This window comes from Paludisphaera mucosa, from assembly GCF_029589435.1.
Classification (GTDB): Bacteria; Planctomycetota; Planctomycetia; order Isosphaerales; family Isosphaeraceae; genus Paludisphaera; species Paludisphaera mucosa.
In genome coordinates this window covers 4,773,029-4,787,567 of the sequence record NZ_JARRAG010000002.1, presented here as the reverse complement: position 1 = coordinate 4,787,567, position 14,539 = coordinate 4,773,029, and the positions used below count along the sequence as shown (strand labels likewise).

The 14,539-nt window shown below is 70.5% G+C and carries 11 protein-coding genes; 4 read left to right on the top strand and 7 right to left on the bottom strand.

The genetic code is table 11. From position 1 onward, the window contains the following. Window positions 1-7 precede the first annotated feature (7 nt). A complete protein-coding gene (locus PZE19_RS28525; RefSeq protein ID WP_277863999.1) occupies window positions 8-565 on the top strand; it encodes a DUF2147 domain-containing protein in 558 nt (185 codons plus the stop codon). 394 nt (window positions 566-959) lie between these two features. Here the strand turns inward: PZE19_RS28525 and PZE19_RS28520 are convergent, their stop codons facing one another. The 7 genes from PZE19_RS28520 to PZE19_RS28490 form a co-directional block, all read right to left on the bottom strand. Continuing rightward, window positions 960-1,442, bottom strand: a complete 483-nt coding sequence (locus PZE19_RS28520; RefSeq protein ID WP_277863998.1) for an SRPBCC family protein — start codon at window positions 1,440-1,442, stop codon at window positions 960-962. After that, window positions 1,439-1,777, bottom strand: a complete 339-nt coding sequence (locus PZE19_RS28515) for an ArsR/SmtB family transcription factor (protein ID WP_277863997.1) — start codon at window positions 1,775-1,777, stop codon at window positions 1,439-1,441. The genes PZE19_RS28520 and PZE19_RS28515 overlap by 4 nt, the downstream gene beginning before the upstream one ends. Before the next feature lie 611 nt (window positions 1,778-2,388). Next, on the bottom strand, window positions 2,389-3,360 hold the full coding sequence (locus PZE19_RS28510) for a carbohydrate kinase family protein (RefSeq protein WP_277863996.1): 972 nt from the start codon (window positions 3,358-3,360) through the stop codon (window positions 2,389-2,391). 130 nt (window positions 3,361-3,490) lie between these two features. Next, entirely contained in the window at window positions 3,491-5,551 is a 2,061-nt protein-coding gene (locus tag PZE19_RS28505; protein ID WP_277863995.1) for an alpha-ketoacid dehydrogenase subunit alpha/beta, read from the bottom strand. Further along, entirely contained in the window at window positions 5,551-6,594 is a 1,044-nt protein-coding gene (locus tag PZE19_RS28500) for a 2-oxo acid dehydrogenase subunit E2 (RefSeq protein ID WP_277863994.1), read from the bottom strand. Before PZE19_RS28500 ends, PZE19_RS28505 begins: the two co-directional genes overlap by 1 nt. Further along, window positions 6,591-7,502, bottom strand: a complete 912-nt coding sequence (locus PZE19_RS28495) for a class II fructose-bisphosphate aldolase (protein ID WP_277863993.1) — start codon at window positions 7,500-7,502, stop codon at window positions 6,591-6,593. Before PZE19_RS28495 ends, PZE19_RS28500 begins: the two co-directional genes overlap by 4 nt. Next, entirely contained in the window at window positions 7,492-8,280 is a 789-nt protein-coding gene (locus tag PZE19_RS28490) for a DeoR/GlpR family DNA-binding transcription regulator (RefSeq protein ID WP_277863992.1), read from the bottom strand. The genes PZE19_RS28495 and PZE19_RS28490 overlap by 11 nt, the downstream gene beginning before the upstream one ends. A gap of 1,998 nt (window positions 8,281-10,278) precedes the next feature. On the opposite strand from PZE19_RS28490, the gene PZE19_RS28485 reads away from it, so the two are divergent. From PZE19_RS28485 to PZE19_RS28475, 3 genes are all read left to right on the top strand, one after another. Continuing rightward, complete coding sequence (locus PZE19_RS28485; protein WP_277863991.1) at window positions 10,279-12,207, top strand: calcium-binding protein; 1,929 nt, start codon at window positions 10,279-10,281, stop codon at window positions 12,205-12,207. Between the two features lie 360 nt (window positions 12,208-12,567). After that, entirely contained in the window at window positions 12,568-13,053 is a 486-nt protein-coding gene (locus PZE19_RS28480) for a hypothetical protein (RefSeq protein WP_277863990.1), read from the top strand. Window positions 13,054-13,813: 760 nt separating this feature from the next. Further along, window positions 13,814-14,059, top strand: a complete 246-nt coding sequence (locus PZE19_RS28475; RefSeq protein WP_277863989.1) for a hypothetical protein — start codon at window positions 13,814-13,816, stop codon at window positions 14,057-14,059. Window positions 14,060-14,539: the final 480 nt, after the last annotated feature.

The window sequence follows — 14,539 nt, the reverse complement described above, 5'->3', positions numbered from 1 at the left end:
AGTCGCCGTGCGAGTTCGAGACGACCGGGTTCACCTCCAGGCCGTCTTCACCGTCCCGGCGATCATGGACGTGACCACCGTTCGCGGCGCGGATAAGATCGCTGCCTGCGGCGAGGGGCGGTCTACGTGGGACGGCTTCCGTTGCGCCACAATCTCGGAGGCGATCATGAAGGCGATTCTCTCGATGGCATTGGTCCTCGCAGCGTGCGGCCTGACGGGCGCGGCGGACGAAAAGGCGGCCGATCCGGTCGGCAAATGGCAGTGCCGCTACGAGATCGGCGAGCAGAAGCGAACGTCCACCCTGACGATCAAGAAGGAGGGGGACGAGTTCGTCGGGACCATGGACTGGGCGGATCAGAAGGACGAAAAGCTGAAGGACCTGAAATTCAAGGACGGGAAGCTGACCTTCTCCGCCGTGCGGACGTTCCAGGGCAACACGATCCCCATCGACTACACCCTGAAGGTCGACGGCGACGAGTTCAAGGGGAAGGGAGAGGCGGATTTCGGGGGTCAGAAGCAGGAGTTCGACATCGAGGGCAAGCGCGAGAAGAAGGGCGAGAAATAGTCGCGCGGTCTCGAGGATTCCGGCGGCGGATGGGCGAGGCGGGCCGGGGTCGAGGCGTCGATGACGATCGATCTGCTGAGGGGGGCTCGAGCGACGCGAGGAACGCCTCGACGTTCTCCGGGGGCTTCTTGGCCACGGGCCACTCCTGGGGGGCGAGCGCGCCATGCGTCGCCCCCCCCTCCTCGTGGCCTTCAGCGACGCGACGAGGGCCTGGGCGCGCCCGTGTCCGAAATCCTCCTTGAGCCAGGCGATCACCCGACCCGCCTTGACGTCGGGGCGGAGCTTTCCGTCCGACATAAAGCCCTTTTCGTCGGCGAGCCTCCCGAAGTCGTCCGGCCCTTGGCCGGCCCCTCGATTCGGCAGGCCTGACGTCGTAATCCGGACCGGGATCGACCTACCAGCTCTTCGCCAGCGCCACGAGCTGATCCAGCGCCGCGCCCCAACCGTTGTGGAAGCCCATCGCCTCGTGCTTCGAACGGCCCTCCTCGGTGCTGTGGAGGACGGTCGCCGTGTATCTCGTACCGGCCCCGTCCGGCTCGATCTCGATGATCGCCGTGAAGACGAAGGGGACGTCGGCGGACAGGTTCGCCGGCCGGTAGCCCGGGAGCAGGGCGCCGGTCCAGACGAGCTTCCTGTTCGGCACGACCTCGAGGTAGCACCCGGTGTTGGGGAACCGGCCCCCCTCGGGCGACTCCATGACCGTGTGGAACTTCCCCCCGGGCTTCAGGTCGATCTCGCAGCCGACCGTCTTCCACGGGGCCGGGGTGAACCACTTCATCAGGTGCTCGGGAGTCGTCCAGGCCTTCCAGACGAGTTCCGGCGGCACGTCGACGACCCGTTCGAGCACGAGGTCGGTCGCGGGGTTCACTGAGGTCATTGGGACTGCTCCTTTAGGTCTTCGATGTAGGAATCGAGCTGGTCGAGGCGGCGTTCCCAGAGCAGGCGCTGGGTCGCCATCCAATCCTCGGCCGCCCGGAGCGTGCCCGGCGCGAGTTCGTAGGTGCGGACCCTTCCGGACTTCCGGGACCGGACCAGCCCGCATTTCTGCAGGACCTCCAGGTGCTGGAGGAAGGACGGCAGGGCCATCTTGAACGGCCGGGCCAGTTCGCTCGTCGCGCTCGGCCCGCGCGAGAGCCTCTCGACCACGGCCCGGCGGGTCGGGTCGGCCAGCGCCTGGAACAGCAGATTCAGATGCGCCGCTTGCCTAGGCATTCGACTAACTATAAACCGCTCTAAGGTTAGGTCAATACCTAGTTATCGACCGCGGTGAGTTTCGACGGCCGTCTCGCTATCCCGGCGCATCGGGAGGAACGACACGTCGTAGAACCGACGGATGACGACCGATGGGCCCTGGATCGGCGGGGGGGGCCGCTGACCGTCGCCAGCGACACCGAGTTCGTATTCTGCCCCGAGCCGACGTCGGCGACGCCGATGAGGAGATCGCCGACGAGGCGGGCCTCTCGATCGGCGACGCGGCCGACGTCCGGCGCCGGGCCGATCCTCGACGAAGGCCGAGGCGATCGTCGTCGCCGCGGCGTGCAGCCCGGTCCTCGAAGGCCGGTTCGGCCATCTCCATCGGCATTCTCACCGACGCCGCGAACTTCGCCTCGGTCACGTTCGGCCCGACCGATGACGTGATCGCGGCCGGGGGCTTCGTCATCAAGCAAGGAAGCCCGGCCACAGCCACCGCCGTCCCCGAGGCGGCATCGGCGGCGATGTTGCGCGTCGAGGCCCTCGGCGCGCCGGGCCTCGCCAAGCGTGCGGCCCCGTACGGCGACGGCCACGAGGGCTCGCGAAACCTGCCTCAGCGAAGCAGAGACTGGTCAGACGTCCTCGACCGGCAGGTCGTGCAGGGCGATGAAGGCGTCGGCCTGATGGCGGGTGAAGACGCCGGCCGTCGTCCCGACGGAGCGGACGCAGCTCGCGCCGACGGCGCTGGCCAGGCGCAGGCACCCGAGTTCGTCCAGGCCGTCGAGCAGCCCGGCGATGTAGCCGGCGTCGAAGGCGTCGCCGCCGCCGGAACCGTCGAGACAGGGGACCGGATAGGCCCCGAGGCGGGCCCGCAACGCGTCGGAGACGGCGATCGCCCCGTGCTCGCCGCGGGTGACGACCACCCGTCGGGCGCCCAGCTCGCGGAACGCCATCGCCTGGCGCAGCGGGTCGCTCTCGCCGAGGATCAGGGCCGCCTCGTCGGCGTTGGGCAGGAACACGTCGGTCTCGGGCAGGATCGACCGCAGGTGGGCCAGGTGATCGCCGGGCCCCGGGGTCACGACGTCGAGCACGGTGGTCGTCCCGCGGCGGCGGGCTCGCGCGAACCGCTCGGCGACCGCCTCGGGATCCAGGCCGGGCAGGACCAGGTAGCCGCCCAGGTACAGCACGCGGGGAGGGTCGGCCAGGGCGTCGTCGAGGTCCTCGGCCGTGAACCCTCGGTTCGCCCCGAAGCAATGGATGTAACGTCGATCCTCCCCCCGCACGTTGACGACCAGCGTCTGGCTGGTCGCACGCCCCCGGTCGACCCCCAGGGTCCGGACGTCGACGCCGTGCGCCACGAGCGTCTCGGCCACGAATCGGCCGAAGGCGTCGTCCCCCACCTTGCCGCAGATCGCCGAGCGGACGCCCAGCCGTGCGAGGTCCATCGCGGCGTTGGAGGCGCAGCCGCCGATGTTCAGCACCAGGTCGTCGGCCGTCATCAGCTCGCCCGCCGCCGGCAGGCGCTCGATCGGCGTGCAGAGGTGGTCGGCCACCACGATCCCCGCACAGACGACGGGCGGCTTCGATCCGTTGGGGCTGGGCATGGCGGCGAGCCCTTCGGGGATGAAACTCCTCGGCCGGAAGCCGAGGCGTCGGGAAGGCCTTCCGACGGCAAACGGCTGCACGACGCTCAAGCGTGGCCGCGCGGGAAGACGCCCCTCTTTCGGTCGGTCGTCACAGCACGTTGCGGATCCCCTGGACGATACGGTCGACGTCGGGGCGGTAGGCGTTTTCCAGGATCGGGGTGAACGGCACGGGGACGTCGGCCGACCCCACTCGCACCACGGGCGCGACCAGGTGCTCGCCCAGCCGCTCCATGATCCCGGCCGCCAGCTCGGCGGAGACGCCCCCGGTTCGGGGCCCTTCCTCGACGATCACCACGCGTCCCGTCTTTCGCACCGACTCGCCGATCGTCTCGTAGTCGATCGGCGAGAGGCTGCGCACGTCGATCACCTCGACGTCGATCCCCTCGGCCGCGAGCCGCTCGGACGCCTGCAGCGCGTAGTGCAGCATGAGCAGCCAGCCGAGCACCGTGGCGTGCGCGCCGCGGCGGCGGACGGCGGCGCGGTCCAGGGGCACGAGGTAGTCTCCCTCGGGCACGTCGCTCGTGGCGTCGACGGCGCCCGGCTCGGCCCGCGCCCCCTTCGAGCCGTACAGCAGCTTGTGCTCGAAGATCAGGACCGGGTCGTCGTCGCGGACGGCCGCCTTGAGCATCCCCTTCGCGTCGTACGCGTTGGATACGGCGACGACCTTCAGGCCCGGCACGCCGATGAAGTAGCGCTCCAGGCTTTGCGCGTGCTGCGAGCCGCGCCCCGTCGCGCCGATCGGCGCACGCATCACGAGCGGCACCTTCACGACGCCGCCCGACATGTAGCGCATCTTGGCGGCGTTGTTGACGATCTGGTCCATCGCCAGGAGCAGGAAGTCGCCGTACTGCACGTCGACGATCGGCCGCTGGCCGACCATCGCCGCGCCCGTCCCGGCGCCGAAGAATCCCAGCTCGGCGATCGGCGTGTTGATCATCCGGTCGGGGAATTCCTTCTCGAGCCCGAGCGTCACCGTGAAGGCCCCGCCCCAGCCCCCCGGCACGGCGATGTCCTCGCCCATGCAGAAGACCGACGGGTCGCGGCGCATCTCCTCGGCGATCCCTTCGCGCAGCGCCTCGGCGATGCTCAGCCTCCTCGTGGGCGTCCCGGGCGGCAGCGCCGCGGGGGCCGGGGTCGAGGTTCCCGCCAGCACGTCGGTGGTGAGGTCGGCGAGAGTCGGCATCGGCTGCCGACCGGCCGCCGTCACGGCCTCGCGGAACCGCTCCTCGGCCCGGGCCTTCACGTCGGCCACGCCCGCCTCGTCGATCAGGCCCCGGCCCATCAACACCTGGGCGAAGCGGTCGAGCGGGTCCTGCTGGAACCAGGCGTCGCGCTCGTCCTTCGGCTGATAGGCGCAGGCGTCGCGGCGCGAGTGCCCCGTGCGGCGGTAGGTCAACAGCTCGAGCAGCACCGGCCCGCTCCCCGCGCGGCATTCCTCCGCGGCGCGGAGCGTCGCCTCGTAGACGGCCAGGACGTCGTTGCCGTCGACCGTCTCGCCGCGGATGCCGTACGACGCGGCCCGCTCGGCCACGGTCTTGGCGCGCATGACCTGGTCGATGCGGGTCGAGGCCCCGTACAGGTTGTTCTCGCAGACGAAGACGACCGGCAGGTCCCAGATTGCGGCGAGGTTGACGCCCTCGTGGAACGCCCCCTCGGCGACGGCGCCGTCGCCGAAGAAGCAGGCGACGACGTGCGGCTCCGCGCGCATCTTGAACGCCAGGGCCATCCCCGCCGCCAGCGGGATCCCGCCGCCGACGATCGCGATGCCGGGGACCATGCCCCTGTCCATGTTGCCGACGTGCATCGAACCGCCCTTGCCCCGGCAGCAGCCGGTGGCCGCGCCGTAGAGCTCGAACAGCAGCTCCTCGACGGTGAGGCCCTTCGCCAGCGCGTGGCCGTGGCCGCGGAACGTCGAGGTGATGAAGTCGTCCGGCCGGAGCGCCGAGCAGACGCCCACCGCGGTCGCCTCCTGGCCCTGGCACTGGTGGATCGTCCCCGGCATCGAGCCCTCGAGGAAGAGGAACTTCACGCCCTCCTCGAACTCGCGGATCAGGACCATCCGCTCGTACATCGACAGCCAGAACCGGTGGTCCCCGGCGGCGGCCGACGGGGCGGTCTCGGCCTCCGCGGGCCGGGATGTGTCGCTCATCAGTCTCCCCCTCCAATCGACTCCAGTTCCCTCACGATCGCGCTCAGGAAGCCGGCGGCGTACTTGCCGCTCGCGACGCGATGATCCACCGAGAGCGTGAGGTTCACCCGCTCCTGGACGACGACCCGCCCGTCGATCGCCGTGACGGCCGGCATCACCTTGCCCACGGCGAGGACGGCCGATTCGGGCGGGTTGACGATCGCGGCGAACGACTCGACGCCGCTCCCCCCGAGGTTCGAGATGGTCAGGGACGCCGGGCGGGCGATCCGCGCCTCGGCGTCGCCCGCCCGGATCCGCTCCACGCGATCGACGATCTCGCGCGAGATGGATTCCAGGGGCCTCCGCCCGGGCTCGTCGATCGACAGCGTGAAGAGGTCCCCATCCACGTCCACGGCCACGCCGACCGCGAGGGCCGGGGCCGGGATGAGTCGATCGTCCTCGAACCGGCAGCGCATCCGGTCGAACGTCCGGATCGCCCGGGCCGCCGCGCGTACGAAGAAGGCGTCCCAGGCGAGGCCGCCGACCGCGGCCTTCCGCCGGGCGACCATCGGGCCGGCGTCGGCCGAGGTCTGGAGATAGAAGTGCGGGACCGTCGCCTGGCTCTCCGCCAGCCGCCGCGCCGCGACCTTCTGGGGGACGCTCAGCGCGATCGCGGCGAGCCCGCCCGACGACCTGGCCTCGCGGTTGCGAGCGAAGAAGGATCGCCGCCCCCCGGCCTCCGGGATCGCCGGTCGCGTCGGCCGAGGCGGGGCCGCCTCCGCGACCTGCGGCGAGTCCTTCGAAGGCTGCGAGGCCGCCGAGTCGTCTCCCTCGAGGACGGCGATCGTCTCGCCGGCGTCGACCTCGGCCCCCTCGTCCGCGACGATCGCTTTCAAGACCCCGGCCGCGGCCGCCTCGACCTGCATGACGGCCTTGTCGGTCTCGACCTCGAGGATCGGATCCCCGCGTCGGATTACGGTCCCGGCCGCGACGAGCCAGCGGAGGACCTTGACGGTCGCCCCGGTCGTCGCCAGGTCGGGCATCTTCAGGGGGATGTCCATCATGGTCCCTCCGAGTCGGGCGCGGGCGCCTGTCCGCAGCAGCCCAGCAGGCCGATCCGCTCGAGGACGGCCTCGCGGACGGCCCGTCGCCCGGCCACCATCACGTCGTCCTCGCCGCCCATGCCGAGCCTCCGGTGGGGGTCGTCGCAGTCGCGGTCCAGGTGGACGCGGACGGCTCTCAGGTAACGCTGCTTGAGGTAGGTCCCGAAGTTCACCTTGGCGACGCCCAGCGCGATCGCTTCGCGGAGCGAGTCCGGGTCGATGCCGGTCCCGCCGTGCAGGACGAGGGGCGCGTTCGTCCGCTCGCGGATCTTCTCCAAAAGCGCCAGGTCGAGCGTCCGCGTGCCGTCCAGCTTGACGTGGACGTTGCCGACGCTGACCGCGAGCAGATCGACCCCCGTGGCCTCGACGAACCTCGCGGCCTGATCGGGATCGGTGGCCGCGCCGGCCGCGCTGCCGTGCCCGGGGCTGCCGGCGGGCAGCTCGCCGAGCTCGGCCTCGACGGCCACGCCCCGCGCGTGGGCGAGCTCGGTCAGCCGGGCCACCCGCCGCGTGTACTCCTCGAGCGTGGCGGCCGGGTCGGCCGGCATGACGAGGTTGAACCCGAACGCGATCGCCGAACGCACCTGCGAATCATCCGGACATTCATTGAACAGCAGGCCGCACGGGACCTTGGCCGATTCGGCGGCGGCCTTGCCCAGGGCGGCGTACCAGGAGATCCGCTCCTCGCTCTTCCGGCCCGGATCGCTCAGGAACGCCCCGTTGAATCCGACGATCGTCGGCGAGCCGGTCTGCTCGGCCGCGTCGAGCACGCCGCCGAGCGACTCGAGATTCCAGCTCTCGAAGTAGCCGAGCGCATACCCGCCCGCGGCGGCCCTGGACACCATCGCGAGCACGTCCTCAAGAGGCATGGGTCACCTCCTCCAGCCGGGCCGACCCGTCCCCGGTCACGAGGAGGCGCTTGCCGGCCCGCTCCAGACGCCTCAACTCGGTCTCGGGGGTCGCGGCGTCGGTGACCACCGTGTGGATCTGCCCGGAATCGAGCGCCTTGCACAGGGCCCGGATGCCGAACTTGGTGTGGTCGGCCAGCAGGACCAGCTCCGAACACCGCCGGGCGGCCACCTGCTTGATCCGGATCGATTCGATCGCCGCCTCGAAGGTCCCCTCGGCCGGGAGGAACCCCTTGGTCGAGACGAACGCGCGGTCGACGAAGAACCGATCCAGCCACTCCTCGCTCGCCGACCCGACGAACGAGCCGCTGGCCGGGTCGAATTGGCCGCCGATGCCGATCGTCGTGTTCCGGCCGCCTCGCCCCAGCTCCAGGCAGGCCAGCGCCGAGTTGGTGACGACGGTCACGGACTCCCGCTCCCGGCCGATCCGCCTCGCCAGCTCCAGGCAGGTCGTGCTCGGGTCGAGGAAGATGGTCTGCCCCGGGGCGATTAGGCCCAGCGCACGCTCCGCGATCGCCCGCTTCTCCGCGACGTTGACCGCGAATCGGTCGCTCAGCGGCGTCTCGTAGTAGCCCGGCGGCGCCATCGCCTTCTGGACCCCGCCCAGCGTCTTGATCGCCGCGCCCTTGCTCGCCAGCCGGTCGACCTCCCTTCGGACCGTCATGGTGCTGACCCCGAGCGCCTCGGCCAGTTCCTGGTAGCTGCACGCCCCCTGGCGCTCCAGTCGATCGAGGATCATCCGTTCTCGCTTCATCATCGACGGCCCGGCCTCGTCAAAGCTCGATCCACCGATCCTCACTCCGCCACGACCGGCCCGCCAAGCACGATAAGGGGCCGAGCTCGACCTTTCAACCCGGTCGCGTGAATTTTTCTCACGTCCTTGGGCCCCGATGTGAAAACCTCACAGACCGGCCGCGTCACGTCGCGCGTCGCGCAGCCGGCGCTGAACGTCCTTGAGCGGCGGGTGCTGGGCCTCTTGCGTGACGAACAGGGCCGGAGAAACCGGAGGTCCATCATCGCCGCGCATGCGACCGCAAGGACAAGGACGACGCCAACCCCGAACAGCTCCAGGAGTTCCGGGCCGACGCCCGGGCCGACTTCGAGGCGGTCCAGAGCTACGGAGGAGTCGATCCGCACCTACGAACGGCCCGAGGATGCGCCGCCGGGGTGCGACGTCACCGCCCGACGGACGCGTTCGACCGCCTGTCCGGACCGCTCATCGAGCGTGGGGAAGGCGAAAAGCACCACGACCGTTTCAGCCTCGACCGACCTGGCGGGCTACGCGTCTCCGGTCGTATTCACCGCCGACGTCATCGAGCGTGGACTTCGGTCCCACCGGATTCTGGCACCGCGGCCCCACCGGCACGTCCCGGATGATCGACGCCGTCGACCCGCAAGGGCTCGCGGGGCGACGCAGCTCGACCGTGAGGCCGCCCCGCACTCGAGGCCTCGACCTATCCCCCTTCAGGAACGCCCTGAAGCGGGTCCGGACGCAGGCAAGGAATTCATCGGACTCGGCGCGGGGACGGCCTTACTGGTGGGGACTCACGCCGCGCTCGACCCCGGCGACGATCGCCTACAGGCTCGGCCTCAGCTCGGCCGGGAGGGCGACCCAATCGTCGGCGGGGATGCCGTCAGGCCGCGTCATGCCTCGAAGATGATCAGGCCGACCGTCGTCGGTCAGGTACCGGCTTGCAAACGGCTGCGAGCATCCCTGCATCCCGTACGACTACACAGCCGACCGCACCCCGGGAGGGGCCGGAGGGGTTCCTGGGCGACTACAAGGGATGTCGCCAGGCCGACGCCTGCGGCGGCTACGACCGGATCTGCTCTAGGGGAGTGTGGAGGTCGAGTGCTTCGCCCATGCGCGGCGCAAGTGCTTCGATGCCCGTACGAGCGACCTCGAGCGGCCCTACGAGACCCTGGCGCGGACCCGCCTGCTCTACGCGGCGGCATTCGCGGTCAAGGGCCTCGATGAGGCCGGACGGCTCGCCCTACGGCGAGATCGGAGGGTCACTGACTTATTGCCCGATCGCTGGCGGAGTCACCAATTCTTCAGGGGACCGGCTCCGGCGGCATACTCGGGCCGCCACCGAGGGAGGGCGTGGAGTGGCGCTCGATCGGATGACGCCGAACCGCCGCATACCGTGCCTGCGAGTCGCTCCACGGCCGGCGTTGGTGGTCCTTGATACCGCGTTGACGGAGGCGCGGCGAGCAGGGTGAACCGGCCGGGACGGGGCCGGTTTTCCTGAGCCTACAGGCCCGGAGGACGAACTCGACGCCTGTCCCGTAGGGCCACGGCCTCTCGCGGGCACCAGGGCAATCCAGCTTCGGACTACGACCAGGTCCCAGAAGTGGCCCCATCACGGTCGGCCGAATGATCGCGAGGAAGTCCCCGGCGTTCCTGCTCGCGCAGGTATCACCCCGGCGGCCTCCCGCACGATGCCCAGCGGATCCTCCGGCGGCGATTCGGTGTGGTGATGCGCCGCCAGGCCGTCTGCGACCTGCTGCATGGCCGCTCCTCCAGGACGCCGACGCCCCGCGCGCAGCGCGAGGAGGCCGAACCCGAGGTCCATTCCGGTGCCCGTATTAGACGAGTTATGGGCCCCTAATCCCACGCGAGCATGACGCCGTCCTCAATCTCGATGAATCCCGGAGACGTCTCTTGTCGCGCACCAATCGGCTCCCATTCTCGTCCCGACGCAAACGACGCCCGGCCGACCGGGCGGGCAGATCGATGAACCGGTTCCGCCCCGCGATCCAGGGCCTTGAGGACCGGAGGGTCCCGGCCGTGACCTCCGTGTTCAACCCCGGCCTCGGGACGCTCATGGTCTTCGGCGATGCCGCGGACGACACGATCGAGATCAGCCGCGACGCCCTCGGGGTCATCAGCGTGAACGGCGAAGTCCCGCTCGCCGGCGGCCTCTCGGGCGGGGTCCCGAGCGTGTTCAACACCCGGACGATCAGCGTCTTCGGGCTGAGCGGTCGCGACACGATCGGCTTGGACGAGGCCAACGGGCCGCTCCCCCCCGCTCAGCTCTTCGGCGGGTCGGGCGACGACACCCTCGTCGGCGGCTCCGGCGCGGACGCGCTTCAAGGCCAGTCCGGCGATGACCTGCTCCTTGGTCAGGGCGGCGACGACGTCCTGGTCGGTCAGTCGGGCGATGACGTGATGTCCGGCGGGGACGGCGCCGACCAGATGCTCGGCGGGGACGGCTCCGACTCCGCCGACGGCGACCGCGGCGACGACGCGGCGTTCCTGGGCGAGGGCGACGACCTGTTCGTCTGGGATCCGGGCGATGGCAGCGACCGGGTCGAGGGCGAGGCCGGGTTCGACACCATGCTCTTCAACGGCTCCGGGGCCGACGAGGTGTTCGAGGCGTCGGCCGACGGGCCTCGTCTCCGCTTCACACGCGACGTGGGCGACATCGTCATGGACGTGGACGGCGTCGAGCGCGTGGACGTCGAGGCCCTGGGCGGGGCCGACACGCTGACCCAGAACGACCTGGCCGGCACCGACGTCCAGGAGATCCGCGTCGACCTGGAGGCGGTCAAGGGCGGCGGGGCTCCGGACGACGCGACCGACCGGGTGGTCGTGAACGGCACCGCCGACGACGACTTCGTGGACGTCCTCGCCTTCGGCGGCCAGGTCTTCGTTCTCACCCCGACGTTTGTGACCGTCGAGGGGGCCTCGCCGGGGGACGAGCTGGTTGTCAAAACCCTCGACGGGGACGACCGGATCGAGGCGGGGGGCGTGGCCGCCGGGCTGATGACGTTCACGCTCGACGGCGGCTCCGGCGACGACGACCTGAGCGGCACCGCGGGGGCCGACGTGCTGGTCGGAGGGAGCGGGGACGACTTCGTCGACGGCCGGCGGGGGGACGACGCGCTCCTCCTCGGCGACGGGGACGATATCGCCTTCTGGCGTGCGGGGGACGGCAGCGACGTGATCGAGGGCGGGGCCGGGCGGGACGCCCTCTCCGCCAGCGGGTCGACGGCCGACGAGGAAGTCACCCTCGCCGCCGTCGGCGGGCGATTCCGGATGGATCGCGACGTGGACGCCGAGGCGCTCGACGCGGGCGGGCTCGAGTCGTTCTCGTTCTTCTCGTTCGGCGGGTCCGATCGGATCGTGATCGACGACCTGTCCGGCGCGGGGGTGGACCGGGTCGACCTCAGCCTGTTCGACTTCGCCTTGCCGGGTGGGGATCAGGACGAGGTGGTCGTCAAAGGCACCGCCGGCGACGACGCCATCCAGGCGTCGACCGACGAAGCGGGGACGGTCACCGTGTCCGGGCTGGCCGCCCGGGTGCGCATCACCGGCGCCGACTCGACCGGCGACCGGCTGGAAGTGTCCGGCTTGGGGGGCGACGACTTGATCGACGCCACCGCCATCGACCCGCGGGAGATGAGCCTCCTGGCCGACGGCGGGGAGGGGGATGACGTCCTGCTGGGCGGCGACGGCGACGACATCCTCCTCGGCGGCGCGGGATCCGACGTCCTGTTCGCCGGCTCGGGCGACAACGTGGCGTCGGGCGGCGACGGCGACGACGTGCTCCGAGGCGAGGAGGGCGACGACGTCCTCGACGGCGGCGACGGGGATGACATCCTCATCGGCGGCCCGGGGGATGACGTCCTGCTCAACGGCGAGGTGATCTTCGACGAGTGACGGCTCGGCGGGCCGGTGGGGGTCGCCATCGCCTCACCGGCCGGCCGCAAATGAGCCGGGAGGGCCCGTTCGGAAGACGTGATCGACGACCCGGCCACGGTTGACGCACTGGGTTCGTCCGGGCCGCGTCGAGTGCGGCGGCGAGCCCCTGATCATGGTCCTGTCCGTCGGGCCGGGCGGATTCCCGGCCGCCGAGTACGAGCACCCTGATCACGACGGGCGCTTGGAAGTCCTCTGGGGGAGCAGGCGCCCCCCTGCCAGGTCCCGCGTCTCATCCGGAGTACCTACCGCTCCTCGGGAATCCGGCCCGGCAGCCCACGTGACGCCCGTCGCGAACCGGTTTTGAGGAGGTGAACGATCATGAGCATCCCGTCTCGAGTGGGAATCGGCATGGCGATGCTGGTCGCGGGCGTCGCGGTGGGCCGCTCGACGGTCGCCGACCGCGGCGAGGCGCCGGCTGCTGGCGTCGCGTCGACCGCGGCCGTTGATCCGGTGCCGCCCCGAGCCTGGGAGGCGACCGTCCACCTGCCCCTGGCCGACGAGCTGGGCCGGCCTTTCACGGCCGAGGAGTGGGGCGAAGCCCTGGAGATTCTCGTGACACGATTCGGGGGCGCCACGCTGGCCGAGCCCCGGGAAGGCTGCTGGCTCGACGCCCGCCGCGGCGTCCTCCGCGAGCCGATCCGACCCGTCGCCGTCAGCTTCGCCCCCCACCGGCTCGAGGAATTCCGCCGGGCCGCCCTCGACGTGGGCCGCCACCTCGGCCAGGAGGCCGTGTACGTCCGCTTCGACGAGCCGCGTGTCGAGCTGATCCCCGTAAGGTCGGCCCGACCCGGGTCGGGCCGCTGAAGGACTCCCCGGGGCTCCGGCCCCCCGCTCCCCTTGGGAACCGGAGTACAGGGTTCGCCGGGGCGGGGAATACATCAAATTAATTGATATATCTTATACATAAAACGTTATTTTATAAGCTGGCCGACCATCCGTCCCGGCGGGGGTTCCATCGACTCTGGCACCGGCGCGGTCGCCTCGCGGCGCGACCTTGAAGAGTTCTCGGGTCGCCCGACACGGAGGCCGTTCCCGGAGGACGAGCCATGAGGACGATCGGCGTCCTGGGGGTATCGGTCCGCAAGCCGCGATGGACTTCGGGCGGGGCGTCCGTCGCGGAACTGGAATACGGGGCCGATGACGCCTTCATCCTGGCACCCGACGACGGGGGGGGGCACCCACTTCCCACCTCATCCCGAAGCACTTGAAGAGCCGGCACGGCGAGGCCCGAGATCTCGCCCTCGACTTCGACCGTCCGCACCAGCGATACACGGCGGCCGCGCAGACCCGCCCCCCGAAGCGAGCCGCGAAGGCGAGCTACAGTCTGCACTCCGATCCCTCTGGGCAGGCGCTCGACCGGTCGACGACGGCGAGGGTGAGCCGTGAGCGAGACGGCTCGGAATCCAAAGTGGATGACCTCGAAACGGATTTCTCGGCTGCGCTTCGAGATCCTCAACGCGTTCCTTAATCTGGGCATGGCCGAGTTGAGCCGGGCCGAGATGGCTGTCTGGCTCATCCTGTACCTCGACACGAAGCGGTACGGGCCGCAACTCCAGGGGCCGGCGTGCATCATGACCCGGCCCCTGGACCGTCCGGATCGCCCTACGTCTACGGCCACGTCTTCGCCGTCCTCGCGCTCCTTATAGACCACGAGACCTGGGGCATGATCGCCCTGCCGCTGCCGTCCCGACTCTATGTCCGAAAGAGTGACTTGCCGGGCATCGACCCGAAGCACCGGCCGACATTCCGCACCAAGCTGGAATTGGCTGTCGAACTGCTGCGGCGGGCCAAGTCGTGGTCGGGCTGCTGAGGCTGCCGATCTGGGTTGTGGCCGACGGAGCCTATGCCGGGAAGGAGTTCCTCAAGCCGGCGGCCCCGGGATGACAGTCGTCGCCCGGCTCCGCAAGCACGCGGCCCTGCGGAGCTTGCCCGGGCCGAAGCCGTGGGACGGCGCGGCCCGGCCCCGACCTGCGGCCAGGACGTGATCGACCTGGCCAAGCGGGGCGGCCAGCGGCGGGGCTGGTCCTCCGACACGTTCGAGCTGTACGGGGAGAAGGCGGTCAAGCGATACAAGACGTTCCTGGCGACCTGGAGGCCGGCCGGCGGCGTGATTCGATCCGACCGGTTGGCGGCCGTACTTCTGCACCGAGCCCTCGGCGAGCGTCGCCGACATCCTGGGGATGGCGGCCGATGGCTTCAGCCTGGAGATCGACCACCCGAACCGCCACCCAAGCGACGGGGCGCCAGCAGTGTTCATCGTCGATTACGATCGACGTTCCGGCGCCGCTGA

Coding starts and splice junctions, on each gene's coding strand:
- PZE19_RS28520 (WP_277863998.1), bottom strand. CDS start 1,442: ATGACCTCAGTGAACCCCGCGACCGACCTCGTGCTCGAACGGGTCGTC.
- PZE19_RS28515 (WP_277863997.1), bottom strand. CDS start 1,777: ATGCCTAGGCAAGCGGCGCATCTGAATCTGCTGTTCCAGGCGCTGGCC.
- PZE19_RS28510 (WP_277863996.1), bottom strand. CDS start 3,360: ATGCCCAGCCCCAACGGATCGAAGCCGCCCGTCGTCTGTGCGGGGATC.
- PZE19_RS28505 (WP_277863995.1), bottom strand. CDS start 5,551: ATGAGCGACACATCCCGGCCCGCGGAGGCCGAGACCGCCCCGTCGGCC.
- PZE19_RS28500 (WP_277863994.1), bottom strand. CDS start 6,594: ATGATGGACATCCCCCTGAAGATGCCCGACCTGGCGACGACCGGGGCG.
- PZE19_RS28495 (WP_277863993.1), bottom strand. CDS start 7,502: ATGCCTCTTGAGGACGTGCTCGCGATGGTGTCCAGGGCCGCCGCGGGC.
- PZE19_RS28490 (WP_277863992.1), bottom strand. CDS start 8,280: ATGATCCTCGATCGACTGGAGCGCCAGGGGGCGTGCAGCTACCAGGAA.
- PZE19_RS28485 (WP_277863991.1), top strand. CDS start 10,279: ATGAACCGGTTCCGCCCCGCGATCCAGGGCCTTGAGGACCGGAGGGTC.
- PZE19_RS28480 (WP_277863990.1), top strand. CDS start 12,568: ATGAGCATCCCGTCTCGAGTGGGAATCGGCATGGCGATGCTGGTCGCG.